The organism is Streptomyces sp. NBC_00620 (assembly GCF_026341825.1).
Taxonomy (GTDB): Bacteria; Actinomycetota; Actinomycetes; order Streptomycetales; family Streptomycetaceae; genus Streptomyces.
In genome coordinates, this window is record NZ_JAPENY010000003.1 from 1,170,462 (window position 1) to 1,195,162 (window position 24,701).

A 24,701-nucleotide genomic window follows, 5' to 3' on the forward strand; every position below is an offset into this window, starting at 1 on the left:
GCGGCGGCGTCACGTCGCGCTGCGTTCGCTCGCCTCTCGCAGGTCCCGTTCCAGCGCGCGGTTCTGGGCCGTGTCCGGCTGTCCGACGGCCGTGCCCGGGCGGCCCGCGCGCAGCAGCTCGCGCCAGTGATCACGGCTCCAGTCGGCGGGGCTCGTCGTACTCGTGAACTCCTCGACCAGGGCGAGGAAGCGTGCCGGGTCGCTGTGGAAGGGGAAGTGGCCCGCGCCCTCGAAGATCTCCAGTCGGCTGCCCGGCATCGCCTTGTGCGCCCCGTACGCGTGCCGCACCGGCACCACGCTGTCCCGGTCCCCCCAGAGCAGCATGGTGGGCATGCCCTCGGTCAGATAGCAGCGGTCGAGCATGGTCACCGCCTGCCCACGCCAGTCGACCACGGCGCGCAGGGTGCGGATGAAGGCGCTGCGGGACGTCGCGTCGGGCAGCGCGTCCACGAGGGTCAGCAACTCGGGCGCGTCCTGGCCCAGATCGGTGTCGAGGAGTCTCATCAGGCGCAGGAACAGGCCCACTTGGAGACGCATGCCCGGCAGTCTCAGTGTCGAGAGCATGAGGTGGGCGCCCGGCAGCGAGACCGCGCGCAGTACGGGGTTGACCTCGCCCCCGACGCCGCCCGCGCTGACCAGGATCAGCCGCTCGGTGCGCTCGGGGAACTGGTAGGCGAACTGCATCGCGACACCGCCGCCCAGCGAGTGCCCGACCAGCGTGGCGGACTCGATGTCGAGGGTGGTGAGCAGATCGCGTACCCCGTTGGCGTACGCGGCCACCGAGTAGTCGGCCCGTGGCTTGTCCGACGCTCCGTGGCCGAGCAGGTCGGGCGCGATCACCGTGTGGGTGCGGGCGAGGTCGGGGATCAGCTCTCCCCAGGTGTCCGAGGAGTCGCCGATGCCGTGGATCAGGACGAGGGCCGGACCCTCGCCCGCCATCCGGTAGGCGCGCCGGTAGCCGTGCACGACGCGGTGGTGCAGGCGCAGCTCCCCGTCACCCACCGAGCGCAGGGTGCGCCGCGGTCGCCTGGGCGGTACGTCGACCATGGGCTCGCCTCCTGTTCCCAGGCCGCCGTGCAGGCAGCCCCCAAGCCACCGTCGAGGCAGCTCCCAGCCGCCGAGAAAGCGGTTCCCAGCTCTCCGGTCCAGCCTAGGCCCCTCGTCCCACAAGGGATTTCCGTGAGGTTTCGCCTCCGCTAAGCGGGCGAACCTCCGCGTACCAAAACGGCATTGTCAGTGGCGGACGGCAAGCTGGAGTCACGTACCGCCATGTACCGCTTCGACAATCCGACCCGGGGAGAGCCGTCCGATGCCGACCGCCGTACTGACCGATCACGAACGCGCCGCCGTGCAGGCGTACCTGCGTCTCCTCCAGACCGTACGAGCCGCCTTCGACAGTCCACCGGACGGGCGCCGACCACCCGTGGTGCCGCCCGCCGCCCTGGCCGAGGCGGAGCGGGCACTGGCGGCGGCCGGGCTCGCGGGCAACGAGGAGGCGTTCTTCCGGCTGCTGCACACGTGGTGCCCGGAGCCGACGCAGGTCTGAGGCACGGTGGCCGTGCGCCGGCGTCAGCTGTGCGACACGGCGACTGTGAATCCAGCGCAGCCGGGTGGCCGGGTGTCCGCGAGCAGCCTCAGCCGTTCAGCACGGTCACGGCATGCCGCCTCAGCCGAGCGGCACGGTCACCATGAACCGCATCAGCCATGCACCTCGGTCACTGCGACCCGCCCGACCCGTGCGGCACAGTCACCACCGTCGCGGCCAGGCCCCGCTGGACGGTCCAGCGCCCGTCGAAGAACCCGAGGCGGTCGCCACCGACCAGCGGGCCCGGTACGAGGAGTTCGGCGCGCAGTCTCCCCGACAGGGCGGGGCCGCCGCCGGACCCGGGGTCCAGGATGAGGTCGATGTCCGCCTCGGAGAAGTCCAGCCACTTCCCGGTGAGCGGGAACCACGCCTTGTAGACCGACTCCTTGGCGCTGAACAGCAGCCGGTCCCAGTGGACGGCGGGCATCCGGGCGCCGAGGCCGGCCAGCCTGTCCACCTCGGTGGGCAGGGCCACGGCGTCGAAGACACCCTCGGGGAGCGCCAGGTGGGGTTCGGCGTCGATGCCGAGGGAGGCCAGGTCGGTGGCGCGGGCCAGCGCGGCGGCGCTGTAGCCGTCGCAGTGCGTCATGCTGCCGATCAGGCCTGCGGGCCACTGCGGGGCGCCGCGCTCGCCGGGCAGGATGGGCGCCGGGGCCACGCCGAGCTTCTCCATGGCACGCCGGGCGCAGCCGCGCACGGCGGTGAACTCGCGGCGCCGCTTCTCCACGGCCCGGGTCAGGAGCGCCTGCTCCTCGGGGTACAGGGTCGTACCCTCGGCCCCGTCGTCACCGTAGGTCTCCACGGCCACGACGGACTCCGGGAGCAGCTCCTCGATCACCGGCTCCGACCTCCATCGGCAGAATGCGGCGCAGCGTACCGGGCGGTCCCGGGCGGGTGCGCCACTCGCGGGGGTAGCCCACGGACACCTCTTCGAAGCGGACGCCCTCGTGCCAGGTGGTCCGTGGGATGTGGAGATGACCGTAGACCATGGTCTCGACGCGGAATCTGCGGTGCCAGTCGGCGGTCAGTGTGGTGCCGCACCACATCGCGAACTCGGGGTAGCGCAGGACGTCCGTCGGGTGGCGGTCCAGCGGGTAGTGGTTGACCGGGATCACGGGCAGGTCGTCGGGCAGCTCGGCGAGTCTGCGCTCGGTCTCGGCGACCCGGGCCCGGCACCAGGCCTCGCGGCTCGGGTAGGGGTCGGGGTGCAGGAAGTGCTCGTCGGTGCAGATCACCCCGGTGCCCTCGGCGTAGGCGAGGCCCTCGTCCTTGGTCGTGCAGCCCTTCGGCAGGAACGAGTAGTCGTAGAGCAGGAAGAGCGGTGCGACGACCGCGGTGCCGCCCGGACCCTCCCAGACCGGGTACGGATCCTCGGGGGTCGTGACGCCCAACTCCCGGCACAGGGCGACGAGATGCTCGTACCGGGCGACGCCGCGCAGCTGCACCGGGTCCTTCGGGTGGGTCCACAGCTCGTGGTTGCCGGGCGCCCAGATCACCTTGCGGAAGCGGCCACTGAGCGTTTCGAGGGCCCAGTGGATGTCGGCGACGCTCTCGCTGACGTCGCCGGCCACCAGGAGCCAGTCGTCGTCCGACTGGGGACGCATCTTCTCGACGAGGGCGCGGTTCTCGGCGTATCCGATGTGCAGATCGCTGATGGCCAACAGTTGTCCCGAACGGCCGGCCTTCGACTCCACCCTCGCCCCTTCCAAGAACACGACTGGCCTCACGAGAACACATCCCGCCGAGCCCGTACAAGAGCGTCCCGCGGTGCCCGGGGTCCACAATTCGGGAATCCGTAACACGCCTGTAGCGCCACACCCGTCCCGCGCCCCTTATGATCGCCCCTAACACCACCGCCCTGAACCTCCCTCGGGTGTGCGACGGCCTGGTGCACCTCCCCCTCCCCTGGCCGGGCACGGCCTGCTCCGCTGTGCCCGGAAACCCCGAAAGGCGGCCTGCATGGGTTCTCGCGTACGCGTCTGGCTCAACCGCACGTACGCGGAGAACGTGTTCTTCATGGATCAGCTGCGAAGTAATCCGCAGCGCCGCCCGGTCGAGATCCATGCGACACACGGAGACGCCGACTCGCCCATCCTGGCCGCTGCCGACACCGCCGCCATGGAGCCCGAGGGTCTCTCCCGGGCCGCCTACGTCGAGTACGCCCTCGACCAGTGCGCCCGGCACGAGATCGATGTGTTCGTGCCCGTGCTGCACCAGGCGACGATCGTGGCGCACCGCGCGGAGTTCGCCGCGCTCGGTACAGCCCTGCTCGCGCCGCCCGCCGAGGCCGTGGCCATCTTCCACGACAAGGTGACGGCGTATCAGGCGCTGCAGGCGATGGGCATTCCGGTGCCGCCGTGGTGGCGGGTGCGCGACGAGGAGGAACTCCTCGTCGCCGTCGAGGCGTTGGAGGCGGCGGGTCACAAGGCCTGCTTCAAGCCTGCGGCCGGAGCGGGCGGGGTGGGCTTCCGCGTCATCACGCGCGCCCCCTTCTCACTCAACCACCTCAATGGTTTTCCCAGCTCGTACGTGCCGTTGAGCCTGGTGCAGGACGCCGTGCGGGGGGCCGAGAAGCCCGTCGACTGGCTGGTGATGCCGCTCCTGGCGGAGCCGGAGGTGTCCGTCGACTGCCTGACCGGGCCGGACGGCCGGGTCCGGATGGCGGTGGGCCGCACCAAGAACGGGCGCCGTCGCGGGTTCACGCTCCATCCCTCCTGGATCGACCCCGCGCGCCGGCTCGCGGAGGCGTTCGGGCTGCACTATCTGACGAACATTCAGTTCCGTATGTTCGGGGACGAGCCGGTCCTCATGGACGTCAACACCCGGCCGGCCGGCGGACTGCACCAGCTCGCGCTGTGCGGGATCAACGCCCCTTGGGCAGCAGTGCAGTTGGCGCTCGGCGAGGAGACGGGCGAGGTGGTTCCGTCGATGCTCGGGCAGGACTACGCCGTGGTCACGGGACCGCGTCCGGTGCGTCCGGTGACGTTGCCGCAGCAGCGGGCAGAGATGTTGCCGGCGGTGCCCGCACCCGCCACGGAGGCCACCATCGCAACGGGCGCGGAGACCACGACCGCACCGGCGACGGAGATCGCGCTCACGCCGACCATCACACCGGTCGTCGCACCGGCGGCTGCGTCCGCCGCCACCGCACCCGCCTAGCCCGATACCGCCTCTCCACCTACCGGTCTGGACCAATTCACGCACAGCATCTTGACAGCGTGATTGGTCCATACCAACTTGGTTGCGCACCTTCAGCACTCCCGAATCACCCCCATTCCTTCAGGGAGATCGCGTGCGCATCGACTTCTTCAGGCGTTCCAGACGTCGCTTCTTCGCTCTGCTCGGCACCGCCGCCCTGGCTCTGGCCGGGGCGGTCGCCCTGCCCACCACGGCCCACGCGGCCAACATCCTCACCAACCCCGGCTTCGAGTCGGGCGTCCTCTCCCCCTGGTCCTGCACCGGGAACCTGGGCTCGATCGTCTCCACCCCCGTGCACGGCGGCACCAAGGCCCTTGCGGGGGCGGCGAGTTCGAGCGACAACGCCAAGTGCAGCCAGACCGTCGCCGTCCAGCCGAACACGGCGTACGCCCTGACGGGCTGGGTGCGCGGCAGCTATGTGTACCTGGGCGTGGAGGGCGGCGCCGCGACCTGGACGACGTCCACGGCGGCGTACAGCCAGCTCACCGTGAACTTCACGACCGGTGCCTCGCAGACCAGCGCCACGATCTACACGCACGGCTGGTACGGCCAGGGCACCTACTACGCCGACGACGTCAGCCTTGACGGACCGGGCGGCGGCGGTGGCTCGGACACCCAGGCGCCGACCGCGCCGACGAACCTCACCTCCCCCGCCAAGACCTCCTCCAGCGTGTCCCTGTCGTGGGGCGCGTCGAGCGACAACGTCGGGGTCACCGGCTACAACGTCTACAGCGGCGCCAACCAGGTGCTCACCGTGTCGGGCACGACCGCGACCGTGAGCGGTCTGTCGCCGAGCACGGCGTACACCTTCACCGTGCGGGCACGGGACGCGGCCGGGAACATCTCCGCCGCCTCCAACTCCCTTTCCGTGACGACGAACGCGGGCACCCCCGGCACCACCTTCAAGCAGGCGGCGCCGTACCTCTACCTCGGCTGGGGCGATCCGCCGGCCGTGAGTACGGTGATGAACTCCACCGGGATCAAGTGGTTCACGATGGCGTTCATCCTCTCCTCGGGCGGCTGCAGCCCGGCCTGGGACGGGAGTCGCGCGCTGACCGGCGGCAACGACCAGTCGGTCATCAACTCCATCCGCGCCGCGGGCGGTGACATCGTGCCCTCGATCGGCGGCTGGAGCGGCAACAAGCTCGGGCCGAACTGCTCGACGCCGGAGGCACTGGCGGGCGCGTACCAGCAGGTGATCAACGCCTACGGGCTCAAGGCGATCGACATCGACATCGAGAACACCGACGAGTTCGAGAACGAGGTCGTCCAGGACCGCATCCTCAACGCCCTGAAGATCGTCAAGGCGAACAACCCGGGGCTGCGCACGATCATCACCTTCGGTACGACGACGACGGGCCCGACCTACTGGGGCAACCGGCTCATCGAGCGTGCCTCGGCGCTGGGCGCCAACATCGACGTCTTCACGATCATGCCGTTCGACTTCGGCGGCGGCGCCGACATGTACGGCAACACGGTGAACGCCACCGAGGGGCTGAAGACCAAGCTGAAGTCCACCTTCGGCTGGGACGACACCACGGCGTACGCGCACATCGGGATCTCCGGCATGAACGGGCTCAGCGACCAGCAGGAGCTCACCTCACCGACGACCTGGACCCAGATCCGCGACTGGGCGAACTCGCACCACATCGCCCGGCTCGCCTTCTGGTCGGTCAACCGCGACCGGCCCTGCGCCGGTGGCGGAGTGGTCAGCAACTGCTCCGGCATCAGCCAGAACAACTGGCAGTTCACGTCCATCACGGCCGGTTTCACCGGCTGAAACGCACAAAAGAGGGTGCCCGGCCGATGGAGGCCGGGCACCCTCGTGTGTTCTACGGGCGCCGCGCCAGCCGCAGCGTCTGCACCTCGAACGGCCGCAGCGAGACCGCCACCGTGTCGCCGTCCACCGCGGCCTCGGCTCCCTCGAAGGGGCGCTCAAGGAGGTCGGTCAACTCGGCCCCGGCGAGCGGGAAACCGGTGCGCAGAACACCCTCCCCGCGACCGCCCCGGGACTCGTAGAGGCGTACGACGACATCGCCCGAGGCGTCATCGGCGAGCTTGACCGCCTCGATCGTCACGCCCTCACCCTCGACGGACACGACGGGTTCGGTCGGCCCGGCCTCCGCCACCCGCAGGGGCAGGTTGAGCGAGTAGCCCTCCGCGACCGCGTCCTCGATGCTCGCCCCGGGAAGGAGCGAGTACGTGAAGCGGTGCTTGCCCTGGTCGGCTTCGGGGTCGGGGACACGCGGGGCGCGCACCAGGGAGAGCCGGACGGTCGTCGTCGTACCGCCGTCCTCGCGGACCGTGCGGGAGACGTCGTGGCCGTACGTCGAGTCGTTGATGACCGCAACGCCGTAGCCGGGTTCGCCGATGTGCACCCAGCGGTGGCCGTACACCTCGAAGCGGGCCGCCTCCCAGCTGGTGTTCGTGTGGGTGGGGCGCTGGACGTGGCCGAACTGGATCTCGGCGGAGGAGTGCGGGGCCCGGATGTCCACCGGGAAGCCGGCCTTGAGGAACTTCTCGGCCTCGTGCCAGTCGATCTCCGTCTCGAAGTCGATGCGCGGGCTGCCCGCGCGGACGGTGATCGTCTGGACGATCCGCGACCCCTTGCCGAAGGCGCGCTCCACCCGGATCGCGCCGAGCAGCGGGTCCTCGTCGACGACCGTGATCGAGGCGGCGTCCAGGAGGTCCGTGTAGCGGTTCTTGTAGTGCTTGTCGACGTCCCAGGCGTCCCAGTAGTTGGGGAGGTCGCTGTGCAGGCGGAGCAAGTTGCCTTTGTCGGCGAGGACTTCGCGGTTCGCCTTGAGGTCGCGTACCGAGGCGAGGGTGCCGTCCTCGGCCAACTCGACGCGCACGAGGCCGTTTTCGAGGACACGGCCGGTGACCGTCACCGGGTGCGGGGACTCGGCGACGGCGAGAGGTGCGCTGCCGCTCGCCGGTACCTCCGCGTACATCGGGACACCCGTGGACGTACGGACCACCTCGGCCCGGTCGTACGGACTCGTGTTGAAGACCCGGGTCTCCCCCGCGCCGAGCGCGGCCAGCGCCTCGGCCGTCAGCACCTCCAACTCCTCGGCCACGCGGGCGTATTCGGCCTCCGCCTCGCGGTGCACCCAGGCGATCGAGGACCCCGGCAGGATGTCGTGGAACTGGTGGAGCAGAACCGTCTTCCAGAGCCGGTCGAGCTTCTCGTACGGGTAGGCGTAGCCCGGCGCGTGCAGCGCGGCGGTGGTGGCCCACAACTCGGCCTCGCGGAGCTTGTGTTCGCTGCGGCGGTTGCCCTGCTTGGTGCGGGCCTGCGAGGTGTAGGTCGCGCGGTGCAGCTCCAGGTAGAGCTCGCCGACCCAGACCGGGGCGTCCGGGTACTCCTCGCGCGCGGCGGCGAAGAACGCGTCGGGGTGCTCGACGACGACCTTCGCCGAGCCCTCCAAGTCCGCCAGCCTGCGCGCCCGTTCCATGATCTCGCGGGTGGGACCGCCGCCGCCGTCACCCCAGCCGAAGGGGGCGAGCGAGCGGGTGCCGCGGCCCTTGTCGGCGTAGTTGCGGACGGCGCGGGACATCTCCTCGCCGCTGAAGCGGGCGTTGTAGGTGTCGACCGGCGGGAAGTGCGTGAAGATGCGCGTGCCGTCGATGCCCTCCCACCAGAAGGTGTGGTGGGGCAGCTTGTTGGTCTGATTCCAGGAGAGCTTCTGGGTCAGGAACCACTCGTTGCCGGCGAGCTTGGCGAGCTGCGGGTAGGCGGCGTTGTAGCCGAAGGAGTCCGGCAGCCAGACGCCCTTGGTCTCGACGCCGAAGTGCTCGATGAAGAACCGCTTGCCGTGGATGAGCTGGCGGGCGAGCGCCTCACCGCCGGGCAGGTTTCCGTCGGCCTCGACCCACATGCCGCCGACCGGCGCCCACTGGCCCCGCTTCACCGACTCCTGGATACGGGCCCACACCTGCGGGTAGTTGTCGCGCACCCACTCGTACTGCTGGGCCTGCGAGCAGGCGAAGATGAACTCCTCGTACTCGTCGGCGAGCGAGGTCACGTTCGAGAAGGTGCGGGACGTCTTGCGCTTCGTCTCGCGGATCGGCCACAGCCAGGCCGAGTCGATGTGCGCGTGGCCGACGCCGGAGAGGGTGTGGGCGCTGGCGTGCGCGGGCTTGGACAGTACGGGCACCAGGGCGGCGCGCACCTCGGCCGCCGAGCCGGAGATGTCGTCCAGGTCAAGGAGGTCCAGGGCGTGGTCGAGGGCGTGCATGATCTCGTGGCGGCGCGGGTCCTGCTCGTTCAGCTCCAGCATCAGTTCGCGCAGCACCTGGATGTCCAGGTCGAGGTGCCAGACCTCCTCGTCCAGGACGGCGATGTCGGCGCGGCGGAAAGTGTAGAGGGGCTTGTCGCCTGCCGTGAGGACGTCGCCGAGCGGGGTCGGACGGGCGAAGTCGTTGGCCAGGATGTCCGGGTTGGACGCCGCCTCGACCAGGTAGTCGATCTCCTCGCCGCCGCTCGCCGGGTTGGCGATCGCCACGTACTGGTTGAGCGGGTTGACCGCCTTCAGCGGGGTGCCGTCCGTGAGGTGGACGAGCGCCTCGGCCTGGTTGCCGGGCCAGTCGCCGGTGAAGCCGAGGTCGATGACGGCCTCGACGCGCTTGCCGGTCCACTCGGGCGGCACGGTGCCACGCATCCGGAACCAGGTGGTGCCCCACGGCGGGCCCCAGGGGGTGTCCATGGCGAAGGGCTTGTACGAGGCGGAGGCGGCCTCCTCGAACGGGACGGGCTCGCCGGGAGCCTGCCAGGCCTCGACCTCGAAGGGCACGGACGCGGCATAGGTCGCGGGCTTGATGCGCTGGTCGTGGACGCGTGCGACGCGCTCCTCGATACGGCGGCGTTCGTCATGCATAGGAAGTCTCCAGGAAGGTGGAAAGCGCTTACTTAAGGTACGCCAAGCCTGGGTGGACCGAGGTGTAGCCATCGACCAGTCTGCGCGCGACGTTCACGGAGTCCACCAGCGGGTGCAGGGCGAAGGCCTTCACCGCGGTCGTGCGCGAGCCCGACTCGGCCGTGGCCAGGACCTCCCGCTCCACCGCCTTGACCGCGCAGACCAGTCCGGTGGCGTGGTCGGGCAGCGGGTCGACGGCGACGGGGTGCGCGCCGTTGGCGTCGACATGGCAGGGCACCTCGATGACGGCCTCGGAGTCGAGCACGGAAAGGGTGCCGCGGTTGCGCACGTTGAGGATCAGGGTGGTGCGCTCGTCGCGGGCGATGGCCCGCATCAGGGCGAGCGCGACCTTCTCGTAGCCGCCGGAGAGGTCGTCGGCGTCGCGTTCGCCCGCGTCGGCCACGTCCCGGTTCTCCGCCATGTACGTGGCCTCGCGCTCGGCGCGGGTACGGTCCCAGGCGGTCAGCGCGGCGGCGTCCGGGCGCTTCATCTCGTCGTAGAACGCGGCCTGCTGGTCGCGCAGGAAGGCCCCGCGGGTCTTCTCCACCTGCTGGTAGGCCCGTACGGCCTCGCGGTTGAAGTAGTAGTAGTGCAGGTACTCGTTCGGGATCGCGCCCAGGGACTGGAGCCACTCCGGGCCGAAGAGCTTGCCCTCCTCGAAGGAGCCAAGCAGCTCCTGGTCGGCGAGCAGCCGCGGGAGTTCGTCGCGGCCCGCGACGCGCAGCCCCCGTACCCAGCCGAGGTGGTTGAGACCGACGTAATCGATCCAGGCCTCGCGCGGGTTGGCGCCGAGGACCTGGGCGATACGGCGGCCGAGGCCGACCGGCGAGTCGCAGATGCCGATCACGCGGTCGCCGAGGTGGCGGGACATGGCCTCGGTGACCAGGCCTGCCGGGTTGGTGAAGTTGATGACCCAGGCGTCGGGGGCGAGGCGGGCCACGCGTCGTGCGATGTCTACGGCGACGGGCACCGTGCGCAGGCCGTACGCGATGCCGCCGGCGCCGACCGTCTCCTGCCCGAGGACACCCTCGTCCAGGGCGACCCGCTCGTCGGCCGCGCGCCCTTCGAGTCCGCCGACGCGGATCGCCGAGAACACGAAGTCGGCGCCGCGCAGGGCGTCGTCGAGGTCGGTGGTGGCGGTGACCTCGGGAGCGTCCGGGTCCCCGGCGGCCTGCTCGGCGAGCACGCGGGTCACGGCGGAGAGCCGTCCCGCGTCCAGGTCGTGCAGCACGACCTGGGTGACGCGGCCCTCGGCTCGGTCCCCGAGGAGCGCTCCGTACACGAGCGGCACCCGGAATCCGCCGCCACCCAGAATCGTCAGCTTCACGCTGTTTCCGCCTTTCCTGTCACGACCACTTGCACGCCCGCTTCCTCCAGGGAGGACCGCGTCGCCGCGTCCACCGGCGCGTTCGTCACCACCACGTCCAGGTCCTCGGGACCGCAGACCTTCGCCATCCCGGTCCCGGGGAACTTCGCCCGGTCGGCGAGCAGGACCACCCGTTCCCCCGCCTTGATCATGGCGCGCTTGACCGGCACCTCGACGACGGTCGTGTCCATCACCTGGCCGCCCGGCCGTATGCCGCTGGTGCCGAGGAAGACCCAGTCCGCGTGCAGCTGGCGCAGATTGTCCTCGGTGAGGAAGCCGACCAGGGAGCGGTACTCGCGGCGGACCATGCCGCCGAGCAGCACCAGCTCGATGCCCTCGTCGTCCACCAGTTCCTCGAAGACCACCAGATTGCTGGTGATCACGGTGATCCGGCGGCCGTGCAGCTGTCTGGCCAGCCGGTACGCGGTGGTGCCGATGTCGAGAAGGACGGACTGGCCGTCCTGGACCATCGACGCCGCCTTGGCCGCTATGGCGTCCTTCTCGGCCACGCGGACCTCGGCGACCTCGGCGAAGGGCTGGTCGCCCTCGTCCACGACGGCGCCGCCGTGCACCCGCGTCAGCAGCCCTTCCTCCTCCAGTCTCACCAGGTCACGGCGGACCGTGGCCGGGCTCACACCCAGTTGTTCGGAGAGATCGGTCACGGCCGCGGGGCCCCCTGAACGCAGGGCCCGCAGGATGAGTTGATGTCGTCGCTCTGCCAGCACGTCGTGAACAGTACTCGTCATTCTCAATCATTTCTATGCTCAGTTCTGCTCGACTATTGCCAAATGGCTGGAAGGCGCGCACGATCCTGTGCACCGCTTGCAGACTTTTGACGAGAGGAAGCGCTCGTGGGTGACGAACGGCCCGATGTACTGCTCACCGGGCTGCTCTTCTACGACCTGGTCCTCACCGGGCTGGGCAAGCCGCCGACCCCCGGCGAGGAGATCTGGACCGAGGGCATGGGCGTGAGCCCCGGCGGCATCGCCAACCTGGCCGTCGCGGCCTCCCGCTTCGGCCTGCGCACCTCCCTGGCCACCGTTTTCGGCGACGACTACTACGGCTCGTACTGCCGCACGGTCCTCGCCGGCCAGGAGGGCGTCGACCTCTCGCTCTCCCGCACCGCGGACGGCTGGCACACCCCGGTCACCGTCTCGCTCGCACACGGCAACGACCGCGCCCTGGTCACCCACGGCCAGGAACCCCCGTACTCGCAGGACGAGCTGATGGGCGACCCGCCCGAGGCGCGCACGGCCCTCGTGCACATCGAGGCCGAACCGCGCGCCTGGCTCGCCAAGGCGGCCGCCAACGGCACCCAGATCTACGCGGACGTCGGCTGGGACCCCACCCAGCAGTGGTCCACGGACCTCCTCGACCAGCTCTCGCTGTGCCACGCCTTCCTCCCCAACGAGGCCGAGGCGATGGCCTACACCCGCACCGACAGCGCGGTCGCGGCGCTCGGCACGCTCACCGAACTCGTGCCGGTGGCCGTGATCACCCGGGGCGGCGACGGCGCGGTCGCGGTGGACCAGACGACGGGCGAGTACGCCGAGGTACCTGCCCTCGACATCGATGTCCTGGACGCGACGGGCGCCGGGGACGTCTTCGGCGCGAGCTTCGTCGCGGCCTCGCTCGGCGGCTGGCCGCTGGAGGAACGGCTGCGCTTCGCGGTACTCGCCGCCGGGCTCTCCGTGCAGCGGCACGGCGGTGCGCTGGCGGCGCCCGGCTGGTACGGCGTCCACCGCTGGTGGCACTCCCTCCAGGATCCCGAACTGCGGCGCGCGTACGGCTTCCTGGCCGAGCGGATCCCGGCCGACCCCGGCCCGCCCGTCCGGTACGCACCCGTCACCCCCCACTGAATCCGTCCGCACCACCTCGTCCCCCACTGAACCTTCTGATCGGCACCTCTCGTACAGAAAGCGCTTCATGGCGCTTCGAAGAACCGAAAGGCGGTGGGAGCTGTGCGGCTCTCACGAAGAGGCCTGCTGCGCGCGGGCCTGGCCGGTACGGCCGCCACCGCGCTCGGCGGCCTGGCGACCGGCTGTGCCGTTCCGACCGGCTCGACCGGGCGGAACATGGTCCTGTGGTACTGGAGCGGGGGTCTGAGCGACACGGTCGTCAAGAACGCCAAGACCCGTTACGACAGTTCGGTCGCTCTCGATGCCATCCAGATCGGCGGCCAGTACCGCTCCAAGCTCATCACCACCATCACCGGCCAGGCCCACATCCCCGACATCGCGGGGCTCAAGGGCGAGGACATGGCCGCCTACCTGCCGAACGCGGACCAGTTCATCGATCTGCGGACGCTGGGCGCGGAGAAGTACAAGAGCCAGTACCTGTCGTGGAAGTGGGACCAGGGCATCGCCGACGACGGCACGATGGTCGGCTTCCCGATCGACTGCGGCCCGGTCGCGCACTTCTACCAGTTCGAGGTGTTCCGCAAGGCGGGGCTGCCGTACGAACCGGCCGACGTGTCCAAGGAGTTGAACACCTGGGAGAACTTCTTCGCCGCGGGTGAGCAGCTCAAGAAGCGGATCCCGGGGACCATGCTCCTCACCGACGTCAACTCCGTCTTCGAGAACGTCGTACAGCAGGGTTCCAAACGGTACGTCGACAAGGACCGCCACTTCATCGGCGACCAGGAGCACGTACGCAACGCCTGGGCGCTCGCCGTGGAGGCCAAGCGTCGCGGGATCGTCTCCGACCTCGTGAACGGCACCCCGGACCAGCTGTCGGCCAAGCAGGACGGCAAGCTGCCCAGCGAACTGGGCGCCTCCTGGGCGGCCTTCGACATCAAGAACGGTGTGCCGAAGACCAAGGGCAGGTATCGGGTCGCCGACATGCCGGTGCGGCCGGCCAACAACGGCGGCTCGTTCCTGTCGATCACCAAGGCGTGCCGCGAGCCCGAGCAGGCCTTCCAGATCATCACCTGGATGCTCAACGCGGCCAACCAGGCGCAGGGTTACGTCGACGCGGGCCTCTTCCCCTCCACGCCCGCCTCGTACGGCCTGAAGCAGATGCAGGAGCCGGACGACTTCTTCGGCGGCCAGGTCACGACCGACATCTTCGGGCCCGCCGCGCAGAAAATCGCGGTCGCCTACAACAGCCCGTACGACATCGCGCTCGGGCAGCCCATCAAGGACGAGATCAAGAACGTCGGCGTCCTCGGCAAGGACCCCAAGAAAGCCTGGAGTGACGCCATGAGCAAGTGCCGTCGCATCGCGAAGCACCTGGGGGTGAGCTACTGATGGCCGTCATCGAGCAGACCCCGCCCATTGTGGCGCCGCCCTCCACGGCCGGGCCGAAGAAGGGCTGGCGCAAGTACTGGCACCTCTACGCCGCCATCTCCCCCTTCTACCTGATCTTCCTCGGCTTCGGCCTGTTCCCGGTCGGCTTCTCGCTCTATCTGTCCTTCCACCGCTGGGACGGCCTCGGCTCGATGGAGTGGGCCGGGCTCTCGCAGTACCAGTACCTGCTGAGCGACAGCGACTTCTGGAACTCGATCGGCAACACGATCATCATCTGGGCCCTTGCCACCTTCCCCATGATCTTCCTGGCGATGGTCACAGCCGTGATGCTCAACTCGGCGGTCCGCTTCAAGAACGTCTACCGGTTCGCGTACTTCCTGCCGAACGTCACCTCCGTCGTCGCCATCGCGATCGTCTTCGGCTCGATCTTCTCCACCAACTTCGGCATGGTGAACGCCGTCCTGGAGGCGGTGGGGATCGACCAAGTGGCCTGGCTGAACACACCGTGGGGCATCAAGGTCACCATCGCGGCGCTGATGACCTGGCAGTGGACTGGCTACAACGCCATCATCTTCCTCGCCGGGCTCCAGACCGTCCCGAGCGAGCTGTACGAGGCGGCGCGGGTGGACGGCGCCAACCCGATCCAGACCTTCTTCCGGATCACGCTGCCGCTGCTGCGGCCCACGCTGCTGTTCGTGCTCGTCGTCTCGACGGTCACGGGCCTGCAGAGCTTCTCCGAACCACAGGTCCTGCTCCAGACCTCGTCCAACGACTCGACGTTCGCGGGCGGTCCGGGCCACTCGGGCCAGACGATGGTCCTCTACTTCTTCCAGCAGACCTTCGACAACAACGACTTCGGGTACGGAGCCGCGGTGGCGTGGGGCATCTTCCTCGTCGTCGGCATCTTCTCGATCATCAACTGGCGCCTCGTGCAGCGCCGGGGCGACTAGGAAGGGCCCGCATCATGGCATCCATCAAAGGGTCCCACCGCAGAGGGATCGCGCTGCACCTCCCGCTGGTCATCGGCACGCTGATCTCGGCCTTCCCGTTCTACTGGGCCGTCATCATGTCGACGCACAGCTCGACGGAGATCTTCTCCTACCCGCCGAAACTGCTGCCGGGCACGCACTTCCTGGAGAACGTCCGCAACCTCTTCGACGCCATCGACTTCTTCGGGTCGATGTGGAACTCGCTCCTGGTCGCGACGTCGGTGACCTTCCTGGTCCTGCTCTTCGACTCCCTCGCGGCGTTCGTCTTCGCCAAGTTCGAGTTCCCCGGCAAGGGTCTGCTGTTCGGGCTGCTCATGGTCATCTTCATGGTGCCGGCGCAGCTGTCGGTCATCCCGCAGTTCGTCCTCATGGCGAAGATCGGCTGGATCGGCTCGATGACCGCGCTGATCGTGCCTGCCGCGGCCAACGCCTTCGGCATCTTCTGGATGCGCCAGTACATGAAGACCGCCATCCACGACGAGCTGCTCGACGCCTCCAAGCTCGACGGCGCGAACTTCCTGCGCCAGTACTGGCACGTGGCACTGCCGGTGGTCCGCCCCGGACTCGCCTTCCTCGGCATCTTCACCTTCATGGGCCAGTGGAACGACTTCGCCTGGCCCCTGATCTCCCTCACCAACCCCGACAACGTGACCCTCCAGGTCGCGCTGTCCCAGCTCAACGGCACCCACGGCACCACCGACTACGGCATCGTGATGACAGGCGCGCTACTCGCCCTCATCCCGCTGCTGATCGTGTTCGCGATCGGCGCCAAGCAGATCATCGGCGACCTCGCGAAGGGAGCCGTCCGCGGATGACAAGTGATCCGCTGCTGGCCCTGCGCCCCTGGGAGTCACCTGAGGTGACCTCCTGGGGGCGGCTGCCGATGAACGCCGTCGACCGCCGTTCCGGCGCCCTCTCCCTCGACGGCGACTGGCGCTTCCAGCTCCTCCCGACCCCGACGGCCCCGGTGGGCGACGACTGGTCCTCGTCCCAGGTCCCCGGCGCCTGGACCCTCCAGGACACCGACGACCTGCCCTGGTACACCAACTCCCAGATGCCGTGGGGCGAGTTCCCGCCCGCGTCTCCGGCGGCCAACCCGACGGGCGTGTACGAGCGTGAGGTCGATGTTCCGGCCGAGTGGGCGGGCCGGCGGATCGTGCTCCAGGTGGGCGCCGCCGAGAGCGTGCTGCTCGTCCACGTCGACGGTCGGCCCGTCGGTATCTCCAAGGACTCACATCTGGCGGCCGAGTTCGACCTCTCCTCCGTCGTACGCCCCGGCGCGTCGCACACCGTACGGCTCACTGTCGTGAAGTGGTCGGACGCCTCGCACATCGAGGACCAGGACCAGTGGTGGCACGGCGGCATCACCCGCCCCGTACTGCTGTACGCGACCGATCCGCTGTATCTGGCCGATGTGACCGTGCGGACCCGGCTCGACGGTGAGCTGCGGGTGGACTGCCAGGTGCGGCACGCCTCGGGCGCGCTCTCCGCGGGCTGGTACGTCACCGGGCAGCTGGAGACCCAACTCATCGCCCAGGACACGAAGTTCGACCGCTTCAACGAGGAGGACGGCCGCGTCTCCGACTTCCTCGGCGAAGTACGTCTGCGCGCGATCGTCCACGAGGTCCGCCCATGGACCGCGGAGACACCCGAGCTGTACGGGCTGACCGTCCGCCTGCACCGCGCCGACGGCTCGGTCGCCGACTCCGCGCTCCACCGCATCGGCTTCCGCGAGGTCGAGATCCGCGGCCGGGACCTGCTCCTCAACGGCGAGCGGGTCTACATCCGGGGCGTCAACCGGCACGACTTCCATCCGCTGACCGGGCGGACGGTGTCGTACGACGACATGCGCGCCGATCTCGTGCTGCTGAAGCGGTTCGGGTTCAACGCGATCCGCACCGCGCACTACCCGAACGACCCGGCGCTGTACGACCTCGCGGACGAACTCGGCTTCTATGTGGTCGACGAGGCGAACATCGAGGCGCACGACCACGCCCACGAGATCGCCGACGACCCCCGCTACACGAGCGCCTTCGTGGACCGGGTCGCACGGATGGCGCTCCGCGACAAGAACCATCCCTCCGTCATCATCTGGTCGCTCGGCAACGAGTCCGACTACGGCGCCAACCACGACGCGGCGGCGGGCTGGCTCCGCCGCCACGACCCGACCAGGCCGCTCCAGTACGAGGGCGCCGCCAAGCTCGACTGGGCCGACCCGGCGCTCGCCTCCGACATCGCCTGCCCCATGTACGCGCCCATCGAGGACTGTGTCGCGCACGCCCTGTCCGGCGAGCAGACCAAGCCGCTCATCCAGTGCGAGTACTCGCACGCCATGGGAAACAGCAACGGCACGCTCGCCGACCACTGGGCCGCCATCGAGTCAACCCCAGGGCTTCAGGGCGGTTTCATCTGGGAGTTCTGGGACCACGGCATTCTCCAGCGTGTGAACGACGAAAGACCGGCCGGGCTCGGTGGCGCCGGGCTGTATGACAACGGTGTCGCCGCGCCGGGCCACCGCTGGGCGTACGGCGGCGACTTCGGCGAGACGATCCATGACGGCGTGTTCATCGCCGACGGGGTCGTCTTTCCCGACCGCACGCCCAAGCCGGTGATGTACGAGCACCGGGAGATCGCGGCGCCCGTTCGGCTGGCGTACGACCGCGACGGGCTCCGGGTGACCAATCACCAGCACTTCCGCGGTCTGGATTGGCTGGCCGCCGAGTGGTCGCTCGCTCTCGCGGACGGCGGCACGCTCACGGCGCCGGCCGAGCTGCCCGCCGTACGGCCGGGCGGGACCGCGTCGGTGCCGCTTCCCTTCGCGCTGCCGGAGGACGGCGGCGAGGCCTGGCTCACGCTGCGGGTGACGACGGCCGGTGACGAGTCGTGGGCGCCGCGCGGCACGGAGGTGTGTGTGCCGCAGGTGCGGCTGCGGGCGGCGGATCCAGTGGCCCCGGTCTCGCCGAGAGGCACACCCGTCGAGGTCGACGAGGACGGCCTCCTTGTCCATCCGCTGCTCACGGCCGCCCCCGTGCTGTCGCTGTGGCGGGCACCGACCGACAACGACGTCCTCGGCGGCATGGCGGCGCGCTGGCGAGCGTGGGGGCTGGACGCCCTCGTACGCAAGGTCGTCGCCGTACGCCGTGCGGGCGCGAGCGTCACCGTGCTCGCCGAGTACGTCACCGAGGCCGGCCCCGTGCGCCACGAGCAGGTGTTCACACGCGTCCGGGGCGGCGTGCGCATCGAGGAGACGGCCGAACTGCCGGACGGGCTCGACGATGTCGCGCGGGTCGGCTCCGTCTTCGAGACGGTCGCCGGGCTCGACGTCCTCGAGTGGTACGGGCAGGGCCCCTGGGAGTCCTACCCGGACCGGAGCACGGGCGCGCCCGTGGGGCACCACTCCGTTCCCGTGGACGAGCTGTTCACCCCCTATCTGCGCCCGCAGGAGAGCGGCGGGCGGCACGGCGTACGGCACTTCACCCTGTCGGCGCCGGACGCCACGGGCCTGGCGGTGGACCTCGCGGAGCCCTCCCAGGTCTCCGTGACCCGCTACCTGGCCGAGGATCTGGCCGCCGCCACACACCACGACGAGCTGGTGCCGCGGCCCGGCTGCGTCGTGCACCTCGACGCCGCTCACCGCGGCCTGGGCACCGCCTCGTGCGGGCCCGACACCTCGCCCTCCTACCTCGTCGCGGCCGGTACCCACCGCTGGTCCTGGACGCTGCGCGTGCTCTGAACTCGCGTGTGATCCCCCAACTCTTCGATGGAGCAAGCAGACGTGTGTACTTCGCATGGCCAGACGGAGGCCGAACAGGCCGGCGCCGGCCGACGTAACTTCCTGCGGGCCACGGCGCTGATCGGCGCGGCCACGGCGGTCTCACTGCCTGCGGTCACCACCGCGCAGGCCGCACCGGTCTCGGCGGGATCGACGTGGCGGCCCGATTCCGAGAGCCGCCGCTTCACGCTCGCCGTGATGCCCGACACGCAGTACCTCTTCGACGGGGCGAGCATCAACCCGGCTCCGATCGAGGCGTCGCTCCGCTATCTCCTGGAACACGGCAAGGACGACAACATCGTCTTCCTGTCGCACCTGGGCGACATCACGGAGAACGGCGCGAAGGCCGAATTCGACGCGGCGGGCAAGGCGTTCGAGCTGCTCGACAAGCGGGGCGTGGGCTACAGCGTCCTCGCGGGCAACCACGACATCAGGTCGTCCACGGACGACCAGCGCGGCTCCACCCCGTACCTGGACGCCTTCGGCCCGCAGCGCTTCGCGAGCAAGCGCACCTTCGGTGGCGCATCGCCGGACGGCTACAACACCTTCCACCTCTTCAAGGCCGCCGGCCGGGAGTGGCTGGTCCTCTCCCTGGACTGGCGGCTGTCGGCGAAGGGGTACGCATGGGCCAACGAGGTCATCGCCCAGCACCCGAAGACGCCCGTCATCCTCACCACGCACGAGCTCGTCTACGGCGACGACGCCCTCTCCTCGTACGGGCAGCAGCTCTGGGACCAGCTGATCCGTGACCACGACCAGATCTTCCTCACCCTCAACGGGCACTACTGGCCCGCCGCCCGCGCCACCCGCAAGAACGCGGCAGGGAACGACGTACACCTGCACCTGACGAACTATCAGAACCGTTACTACGGCGGCGCGGCGATGATCCGCCTCTACCACTTCGACCTCGACCGCGACACCATCGACGTCGAGACGGTCTCGCCGTGGATCCTTGGCCGGGCGGCCAAGGGGCTCAACGAGCTGGAGCGCCAGGAGATGGAACTCAGCGGCGACGCCGACCGGTTCTCGGTCGACATCGACTTCGAGGAGCGCTTCTCGGGCTTCGCACCGGAGCCCGCGCGCCCGTCCCGGCCCGCCTCGAAGATGCTGGTGCGGGGCACGGTCGCGTACTGGCGTTTCGACGGACACGAGGACGGCAGCGCGGTCGAGGGAACCGTGCGCGACCTGTCCGGGCACGGCAACGACCTCACGCTGGTCAAGGTCGGCGACAGTTCCCTGACCTTCTCGTCGGCCCATCACCCGGATCAGCCGGGTCACGGCAGCGTCAGCTTCCAGGGCGGCAAGCCTCCGCTGAAGGGGGCCTACCTGCGCACGATCGACGGTGCTCCCCTCAACTCGGCCACCTTCAAGCGTGGTTACACCATCGAGGCCTTCTACCAGGTGCCCGCCGACTGGAGCGCCTCGCGCAACGCCTGGGCCGGGCTGGTCAGCCGCACCGGCACGGGCGGTGGCGCGGGCAAGACCGAGGGGGACCCGGACGAGCCGCTCGCCACGCTCTCGCTGTCCGACGGACCCGGCCCGCAGTGGGCGGCGCGGCCCCTCAACCAGCAGGGCATCGCGACCAACTGGGGCGACGAGACGGCCCGGGAGCAGTGGTGGCACGTCGCCGTCGTCAACGACGGGTCGCACACCACGATGTACGTCCAGGGCTGCCCCGTCGCCCGCAACCCCACCGCGGTCGCCGTCGGACTCACCTCCCTCGGACTGCCCTGGCTGCTCGGCGGCTACGAGTACGCGGGGAAGATCGACCAGATCCTGTACGGCCGTCTCGGGGACGTCCGGATCGTCGAACGCGCCCTGCCCGTCACGTCGTTCATGAACCACTGACCCGAGGGACTCACACCGTCATGACCGAGCAGCAGCTGCCCGTCTGGGCCGATCCGTCCGTCTCGCCGTCCCGCCTCGACGCACAGGGTGTCTCCAGACGCCAACTCCTGCGCCGGGCAGGCCTGTTCAGCGCCGCGTTCGCCGCCGGTTCACTGGCGACCCCCGCGGCCGCGCACGGACAGGGCCTCGGCGGCAACGACCCGCGCCTCGCCTATCTCGTCGGCGACCACCACATCCACACGGTCTACAGCCACGACGCGAAGTACACGTTCTCCCAACTCGCCGCCGCGGGCGCCGAGTACGGCCTCGACTGGATGGTGTTCACCGAGCACTCCAACTTCGGGCACGCCCAGTACGGTGCTCCGCTGGAACGCAAGGAGATCCTCGATGCGCGCGCCGAGAACCCGCGCCAGCTGATCTTCCAGGGCCTGGAGTGGTACATCCCCGCCGCCGAGCACGCCACGGTCTTCGCCGCGCCCGGCCCGCGCGAAGTCGACCTGCTCACGCGGTTCGAGCTGGCCTACGACGGCAAGCTGCTCGGCTGCACCGACGGCGCCGCGGACAACCCGAACACGGCACGCAACCAGGCGCACGCCGTCAAGGCCATCAAGTGGCTGGCCGAGCAGCGCCGTACCGGATACGTCGACGATGTGCTGGTCCTCGCCAACCACCCGATGCGCCTGGGCATCGACTCCCCGTACGAGATGCGCGACTGGCGGGACGCGGCGTCCGAGATCATGATCGGCATGGAGGGCGCTCCGGGCGCCCAGGGCGCGGCCATCCCCGGCTGGCGCGGTACGACCTCGATCCGCGGCGAGTACGAGAACAAGCCGTCCGCGCAGTCCTGGCCCGGCTACCCGGCGGACGCCTACCTCACCTACGGCGGCTTCGACTGGGCGACCGCGACGGTGGGCGGTCTCTGGGACGCCATGCTCGCCGAGGGCAAGCTGTTCTCGGTCACCACCAACTCCGACGCCCACCGCATCGTGTTCGACACCTGGAAGAACGGCGACTGGGCGGCCGGGCAGAACTTCGACAACACCGGCAAGCTGCCGGACCCGGTGAACACCGACACCCCGCAGCCCGGCAGCGACTTCTGGCCCGGCCAGTTCAGCCGCACCCATGTGGGCGTGACCCGCTACGGCTACCGCTCGGTGATGGCGGGCCTCCGTGCCGGCCGGGTCTGGCTCGACCACGGGCACCTGATCGACGGACTCGACGTCCGGCTGAAGCGGGACCGCGACCAGGGCCGGGGCGTGACGATGGGCGGCCGCCTGCGCGTCCGCAAGGGCGACAAGCTGACCCTGTCGGTCACGGTGACGAGCGCCTCACGCCCCAACCCCCAGGGAATCCTGCCCGAGTTGGCCCATGTCGACGTGATCCGCGGCGCCGTACACGGACCCGCCGCCCGCGACGACTGGAAGGCACCCGACACCAAGGTCGTACGCACCGTGGACGTCAGCGGCCGCAAGGGGACGTACACCCTGCGCATCCCGCTGGTCGCAGGCGACGAGTCCTTCTACATCCGGCTACGCGGCAGCGACGGCAACCGCAATGGCACGGGGTATCTGGGCGCCACCGTCGACCCGCACGGCCCGATCACCCACGCACCGGGGAACGGCGACCCGTGGGCAGACACATGGTTCTACGCGAACCCGATCTTCGTGGACGTGGCGGGAGCTTGAGCTGCACCCCGCCAGGGGCGCGGGGCTGCATTCAACATGCGGCTCCGCCGCGTGGGCGCGACCAGCCACGACGGGCCCGCGGATCCCCACGCCCTCGCAGCGGAGCGCCTACGCGTAGAACCTGGACAGGCTCTGGAGGACGGCGGCGGGCTTCCCCCCGCCGTCGATCTCTATCGTGCCGTCGACGGCGACCTGGACCCCACCCGGCACATCCTCGACCGAGGCAAGCTTCGCCACCAGCCGGATCCGCGAGCCCACCTTCACCGGCGAGGGAAACCGCACCTTGTTCAGGCCGTAGTTGACCTTCGTCGACACGCCCTCGACGTCCAGCAGTTCGGTGAAGAGCGGAATGAAGAGGGAGAGGGTGAGATAGCCGTGGGCGATGGGCGCGCCGAAGGGGCCCGCCGCCGCCTTCTCCGGGTCGACGTGGATCCACTGGTGGTCGCCGGTCGCGTCGGCGAAGGTGTCGATGCGCTCCTGGGTGATCTCGATCCACTCACTGGTGCCGAGATCGGTGCCGGCCAGCTTCTTGAGTTCGTCGAGGCCGTTCACGGTGATGGTCATGTGCCGTTCCCTGTCTAGGAGTTGGTGCCGTACCGCGAGCGGACACGGGCCTTGAGGAGCTTCCCGGAGGCGGTGCGCGGGAGTTCGTCCGCGACGACCACCGACTTCGGGATCTTGTACTTGGCGAGGCGTCCGGCGAGCGACGCGAGGACGTCGTCCGGGTCGAGTTCGACGCCCTCGCGGGCGACGACGACCGCGCGCGGCACCTCGCCCCACTTGTCGTCGGCGACGCCGATGACCGCGCATTCGACGATGTCGGGATGGGCGAGGAGCAGATCCTCGATCTCGGCGGGGTAGATGTTCTCGCCACCCGAGATGATCATGTCCTTGATGCGGTCCACGATGAAGACGTATCCGTCCTCGTCGATCCGGGCGGCGTCCCCGCTGCGGAACCAGCCGTCGGCGAAGACGGCGGCCGTCTCGTCCGGCAACCCCCAGTAGCCGGGCATGACATGGGGCCCGCGCACGACCACTTCGCCCGTCTCGCCGACCTCGGCCGGCGCGAAGTCCGGCCGTACGACGCGCACGTCGCTGAAGAAGTGCGGCACCCCGGCCGAACCGGCCTTGCTCACCGCGTGTTCGGCGTCGAGAAAGAGCGTGCCGGGCGCGGCCTCGGTCATGCCGTAGCCCTGGAGGAAGGTGAGCCCGCGCTCCTGGTAGGCGGCGATCAGCGGTGTCGGCACCGGCGACCCGCCGCAGGTGAGAATCCGCAGCGACGACAGGTCGGCGTCGGCCCAGCGCGGCTGCCGGGCGACCTGGTCGAACATCGTCGGTACGCCGAACATGAAGGTGATCCGGTGCCGTTCGATCAGGTCGAGGGTGGCCGCCGGGTCGAAGCTCTCGACCAGGACGCAGGTGCCGCCCTTGAGCAGCACCGGCAGGGTGAGCATGTTGAGCCCGGCGGTGTGGAACAACGGGGCGGAGACCAGGGCGCGTTCGTCGGCGATCAGGTCGGTGTCCACGAGGACGTTGATCGCGTTCCACGTCAGGTTGCCGTGCGTGAGCATCGCGCCCTTGGGGCGGCCCGTCGTGCCCGAGGTGTACATGATGATGCAGGTGTCGTCGGCGGTGACGGGCTGGTCGACCGGCTCTTCGGAGGCTCCGTCGATCAACTCCTCGTACCGGGCGCCGACTTCGACGTACGTCCGCACGTCCGCGTTGCCGGGCAGACCGGCGACGAGTCCGGCCAGCGTCGGCGCGTACACCAGGGCCTTGGCTCCCGAGTCGCGCAGCTGGTAGGCGATTTCGGGTCCGGCGAGGCGGGGGTTGAGCGGGACGAAGACCGCGCCGAGGGTGCCCGCCGCGAAGAGGGTTTCGAGGTAGGACGGGTGGTTGGGGCCGAAATAGGCGATGCGGTCGCCGCGGCGGAGGCCGAGGGCGCGCAGGGCCTGGGCGAGGCGGGTGGTGCGCGCGTACAGCTGCGCGTAGGTGACGGCGGTGTCCCCGTGGATCAGGGCGGTGCGTTGGGGGGTCTTGCGGGCCCGGCGTGCGGGCCATGACCCCAGTCCCTCGTTGCGCATCGTTGCG

General features: G+C 69.8%; 18 protein-coding genes. 10 read left to right on the plus strand and 8 right to left on the minus strand.

Translation table 11 applies throughout. The features are described from left to right. Nucleotides 1–9 precede the first annotated feature (9 nt). Complete coding sequence (locus tag OG246_RS36515; protein WP_266473060.1) at nt 10–1,047, minus strand: alpha/beta fold hydrolase; 1,038 nt, start codon at nt 1,045–1,047, stop codon at nt 10–12. Between the two features lie 262 nt (nt 1,048–1,309). Here OG246_RS36515 and OG246_RS36520 point away from each other — a divergent pair, with 262 nt between their 5' ends. Continuing rightward, nucleotides 1,310–1,546 (plus strand): hypothetical protein, encoded by a 237-nt coding sequence (locus OG246_RS36520; protein WP_266473061.1) that lies wholly within the window; start codon nt 1,310–1,312, stop codon nt 1,544–1,546. 169 nt (nt 1,547–1,715) lie between these two features. On the opposite strand, the gene OG246_RS36525 is transcribed toward OG246_RS36520, so the two are convergent. Both OG246_RS36525 and OG246_RS36530 read right to left on the minus strand, forming a co-directional pair. Then, on the minus strand, nt 1,716–2,423 hold the full coding sequence (locus OG246_RS36525) for a 4'-phosphopantetheinyl transferase (protein WP_266473062.1): 708 nt from the start codon (nt 2,421–2,423) through the stop codon (nt 1,716–1,718). Beyond that, on the minus strand, nt 2,371–3,279 hold the full coding sequence (locus tag OG246_RS36530; RefSeq protein WP_266473063.1) for a metallophosphoesterase: 909 nt from the start codon (nt 3,277–3,279) through the stop codon (nt 2,371–2,373). Before OG246_RS36530 ends, OG246_RS36525 begins: the two co-directional genes overlap by 53 nt. Before the next feature lie 265 nt (nt 3,280–3,544). Between OG246_RS36530 and OG246_RS36535 the strand changes: the two genes are divergently transcribed. Next, the gene (locus OG246_RS36535) at nt 3,545–4,744 is read left to right on the plus strand and encodes an ATP-grasp domain-containing protein (protein ID WP_266473064.1); all 1,200 of its coding nucleotides are present in this window, start codon (nt 3,545–3,547) and stop codon (nt 4,742–4,744) included. Nucleotides 4,745–4,877: 133 nt separating this feature from the next. Continuing rightward, the gene (locus OG246_RS36540) at nt 4,878–6,563 is read left to right on the plus strand and encodes a carbohydrate binding domain-containing protein (protein ID WP_266473065.1); all 1,686 of its coding nucleotides are present in this window, start codon (nt 4,878–4,880) and stop codon (nt 6,561–6,563) included. Between the two features lie 52 nt (nt 6,564–6,615). Here the strand turns inward: OG246_RS36540 and OG246_RS36545 are convergent, their stop codons facing one another. The 3 genes from OG246_RS36545 to OG246_RS36555 are packed head-to-tail and all read right to left on the minus strand — an operon-like array spanning nt 6,616 to nt 11,793. After that, nucleotides 6,616–9,663: a glycoside hydrolase family 38 C-terminal domain-containing protein gene (locus tag OG246_RS36545; RefSeq protein WP_266473066.1), complete on the minus strand. Its 3,048-nt coding sequence runs from the start codon at nt 9,661–9,663 to the stop codon at nt 6,616–6,618. Nucleotides 9,664–9,691: 28 nt separating this feature from the next. Next, complete coding sequence (locus OG246_RS36550) at nt 9,692–11,029, minus strand: 6-phospho-beta-glucosidase (RefSeq protein WP_266473068.1); 1,338 nt, start codon at nt 11,027–11,029, stop codon at nt 9,692–9,694. Beyond that, nucleotides 11,026–11,793, minus strand: coding sequence for a DeoR/GlpR family DNA-binding transcription regulator (locus OG246_RS36555; RefSeq protein ID WP_266473070.1), 768 nt, complete (start codon nt 11,791–11,793; stop codon nt 11,026–11,028). Before OG246_RS36555 ends, OG246_RS36550 begins: the two co-directional genes overlap by 4 nt. Before the next feature lie 126 nt (nt 11,794–11,919). Between OG246_RS36555 and OG246_RS36560 the strand changes: the two genes are divergently transcribed. The 7 genes from OG246_RS36560 to OG246_RS36590 all read left to right on the plus strand — a co-directional run bounded on the left by OG246_RS36560 (nt 11,920) and on the right by OG246_RS36590 (nt 22,610). Further along, nucleotides 11,920–12,927 carry a carbohydrate kinase family protein gene (locus OG246_RS36560; RefSeq protein ID WP_266473072.1) on the plus strand — a complete coding sequence of 336 codons (1,008 nt, stop codon included), beginning with the start codon at nt 11,920–11,922 and terminating at the stop codon, nt 12,925–12,927. A 102-nt stretch (nt 12,928–13,029) separates the two neighbouring features. Next, entirely contained in the window at nt 13,030–14,316 is a 1,287-nt protein-coding gene (locus OG246_RS36565) for an ABC transporter substrate-binding protein (protein WP_266473073.1), read from the plus strand. Further along, nucleotides 14,316–15,266 (plus strand): carbohydrate ABC transporter permease, encoded by a 951-nt coding sequence (locus OG246_RS36570; protein WP_266473075.1) that lies wholly within the window; start codon nt 14,316–14,318, stop codon nt 15,264–15,266. Before OG246_RS36565 ends, OG246_RS36570 begins: the two co-directional genes overlap by 1 nt. Nucleotides 15,267–15,280: 14 nt before the next feature. After that, entirely contained in the window at nt 15,281–16,120 is an 840-nt protein-coding gene (locus OG246_RS36575; RefSeq protein WP_266473076.1) for a carbohydrate ABC transporter permease, read from the plus strand. Beyond that, on the plus strand, nt 16,117–19,038 hold the full coding sequence (locus tag OG246_RS36580; RefSeq protein WP_266473078.1) for a glycoside hydrolase family 2 TIM barrel-domain containing protein: 2,922 nt from the start codon (nt 16,117–16,119) through the stop codon (nt 19,036–19,038). The genes OG246_RS36575 and OG246_RS36580 overlap by 4 nt, the downstream gene beginning before the upstream one ends. A 42-nt stretch (nt 19,039–19,080) precedes the next feature. Continuing rightward, nucleotides 19,081–20,925, plus strand: a complete 1,845-nt coding sequence (locus OG246_RS36585) for a LamG-like jellyroll fold domain-containing protein (RefSeq protein WP_266473079.1) — start codon at nt 19,081–19,083, stop codon at nt 20,923–20,925. Between the two features lie 20 nt (nt 20,926–20,945). Continuing rightward, a complete protein-coding gene (locus tag OG246_RS36590) occupies nt 20,946–22,610 on the plus strand; it encodes a PHP domain-containing protein (RefSeq protein ID WP_266473080.1) in 1,665 nt (554 codons plus the stop codon). 108 nt (nt 22,611–22,718) lie between these two features. On the opposite strand, the gene OG246_RS36595 is transcribed toward OG246_RS36590, so the two are convergent. Together OG246_RS36595 and menE are read right to left on the minus strand one after the other, a co-directional pair. Further along, nucleotides 22,719–23,174: a MaoC family dehydratase gene (locus tag OG246_RS36595; protein WP_266473081.1), complete on the minus strand. Its 456-nt coding sequence runs from the start codon at nt 23,172–23,174 to the stop codon at nt 22,719–22,721. A gap of 14 nt (nt 23,175–23,188) precedes the next feature. Further along, nucleotides 23,189–24,694: an o-succinylbenzoate--CoA ligase gene (menE, locus tag OG246_RS36600; RefSeq protein WP_266473082.1), complete on the minus strand. Its 1,506-nt coding sequence runs from the start codon at nt 24,692–24,694 to the stop codon at nt 23,189–23,191. Nucleotides 24,695–24,701 lie beyond the last annotated feature (7 nt).

Excerpts from the sequence above, each read along its gene's own strand:
- OG246_RS36515 (WP_266473060.1), bottom strand. The coding sequence starts at position 1,047 with ATGGTCGACGTACCGCCCAGGCGACCGCGGCGCACCCTGCGCTCGGTG.
- OG246_RS36520 (WP_266473061.1), top strand. The coding sequence starts at position 1,310 with ATGCCGACCGCCGTACTGACCGATCACGAACGCGCCGCCGTGCAGGCG.
- OG246_RS36535 (WP_266473064.1), top strand. The coding sequence starts at position 3,545 with ATGGGTTCTCGCGTACGCGTCTGGCTCAACCGCACGTACGCGGAGAAC.
- OG246_RS36545 (WP_266473066.1), bottom strand. The coding sequence starts at position 9,663 with ATGCATGACGAACGCCGCCGTATCGAGGAGCGCGTCGCACGCGTCCAC.
- OG246_RS36570 (WP_266473075.1), top strand. The coding sequence starts at position 14,316 with ATGGCCGTCATCGAGCAGACCCCGCCCATTGTGGCGCCGCCCTCCACG.
- OG246_RS36575 (WP_266473076.1), top strand. The coding sequence starts at position 15,281 with ATGGCATCCATCAAAGGGTCCCACCGCAGAGGGATCGCGCTGCACCTC.
- OG246_RS36580 (WP_266473078.1), top strand. The coding sequence starts at position 16,117 with ATGACAAGTGATCCGCTGCTGGCCCTGCGCCCCTGGGAGTCACCTGAG.
- OG246_RS36590 (WP_266473080.1), top strand. The coding sequence starts at position 20,946 with ATGACCGAGCAGCAGCTGCCCGTCTGGGCCGATCCGTCCGTCTCGCCG.
- OG246_RS36595 (WP_266473081.1), bottom strand. The coding sequence starts at position 23,174 with ATGACCATCACCGTGAACGGCCTCGACGAACTCAAGAAGCTGGCCGGC.
- menE (WP_266473082.1), bottom strand. The coding sequence starts at position 24,694 with ATGCGCAACGAGGGACTGGGGTCATGGCCCGCACGCCGGGCCCGCAAG.